Below are 1,430 nucleotides of genomic sequence, written 5' to 3'. Positions count from 1 at the left end.
CGTCATGGGTCTGTTCAACCGTAGGAGTGCTGCTGTTGTCGCTGCGCGACCGAGATCGATCCGCTGGGCCCGGTGCGTGTGAGTACCAGCGACGGGCAGCTCACCGCGGTCACGATGACCAACGAGCAGGGCGGCACGGTCGACGGCATCCTCACCCCCGACCAGTCGGCATGGAAACCGTCGGAACCACTGGGCTACGGCCACACCTACACGGTCACGGCCGAGGCGGTCACCGTCACCGGCCGGGTCGGGCCGATCACCTCGTCGTTCACCACGCTGGCGCCGAACAACCAGACCAAGGTCTATTTCCGAACCACGGGCGGCACGGAACTCTCCTCGTCGGGCACTTTCGGCGTCGGCACCGTCGTCGTCGCGCACTTCGACGAGGACGTGCCCGATCGCGCGACGGCCGAGAAGCACCTGTCGGTCACCACCGACCCGCCCGTCACCGGCTCCTGGTACTGGCTCGACAACCGCAACGCCCACTGGCGGCCCGCGAACTACTACACGCCCGGCACGAAAGTGACGCTCACCGCCGACATCTACGGCAAGGATCTCGGCGGTGGCCTCTACGGCCAGGAAGACACGAAGACCAGCTTCACCATCGGCCCCTCGCACGTCTCGATCGTCGACGACAACGACAAGCAGGTGCAGGTGTACGAGAACGGCACGCTGATCAAGACGATGCCCACCTCGCTGGGCATGGGCGGTAGCCAGACCGTCGCGGGCAAGACCATCACCTTCTGGACCCAGCCCGGGGTGTACACCGTGATGGACAAAGCCAATCCGGTGATCATGGACTCCTCCACCTACGGCCTGCCGGTGAACTCCCGGCTCGGCTACAAGGAATCCATCGGGTGGGCGACCAGGATCAGCACCGACGGCATCTATCTGCACCAACTCGACGACACGATCTGGGCGCAGGGCAACACCAACGTCTCACATGGCTGCCTCAATCTCAGCGGCGAGAACGCGCGCTGGTTCTACAATTTCTCCCAACCCGGCGACGTGGTCGAGATCAGGAACACCGGCGGCGCCCCGCTCGAGGTGTGGCAGAACGGCGACTGGAGTGTGCCGTGGGAACAGTGGCAGGCAGGTAGCGCGCTGCGGTGAACGGGGACAACGCCTTTCCGCCGCCGCGCCGGGAGACGGCACGACGGGGACCACAGCGCGTCGGCAAGCATGCCGCCACCGACCCTCGCGCGCCACGGCGCGGCCGCGCTCGCCGAGCCGGGTTGATCATGGCCAGAATGCTCGTGGCGACCACCGCGCTGGCCGTCCTCGCGGGCACCGGCCTGGCCTGGTCGGCCAAGCAGGACTTCGATTCCGGCTTCACCCATTCCACCGCACTCGGTGAGGACGCCCCGCGTTCAGGAGGAGGAGAATTAAAAATCCTGTTGATCGGCCTGTAGATAGTCTTTGTTTTGATC

Annotated in this window: 2 protein-coding genes; both read left to right on the top strand. The window is 65.7% G+C overall.

Annotation, left to right across the window (positions count from 1 at the left end; all coding sequences use genetic code 11):
- The first annotated feature begins 54 nt into the window (after positions 1–54).
- Positions 55–1,113 (top strand): Ig-like domain-containing protein, encoded by a 1,059-nt coding sequence (locus tag ACFWF3_RS35865; RefSeq protein WP_379318605.1) that lies wholly within the window; start codon positions 55–57, stop codon positions 1,111–1,113.
- A gap of 137 nt (positions 1,114–1,250) precedes the next feature.
- Positions 1,251–1,412 (top strand): hypothetical protein, encoded by a 162-nt coding sequence (locus ACFWF3_RS35860; RefSeq protein ID WP_379318604.1) that lies wholly within the window; start codon positions 1,251–1,253, stop codon positions 1,410–1,412.
- Positions 1,413–1,430 lie beyond the last annotated feature (18 nt).

The organism is Nocardia sp. NPDC060220 (genome assembly GCF_042727815.1).
GTDB lineage: Bacteria > Actinomycetota > Actinomycetes > Mycobacteriales > Mycobacteriaceae > Nocardia.
This window is presented reverse-complemented; position numbering and strand designations above follow the sequence as displayed.

Bases quoted from the DNA above. Each gene is read 5' to 3' on its own strand.
- ACFWF3_RS35860 (WP_379318604.1), top strand. From the start codon at position 1,251: ATGCTCGTGGCGACCACCGCGCTGGCCGTCCTCGCGGGCACCGGCCTG.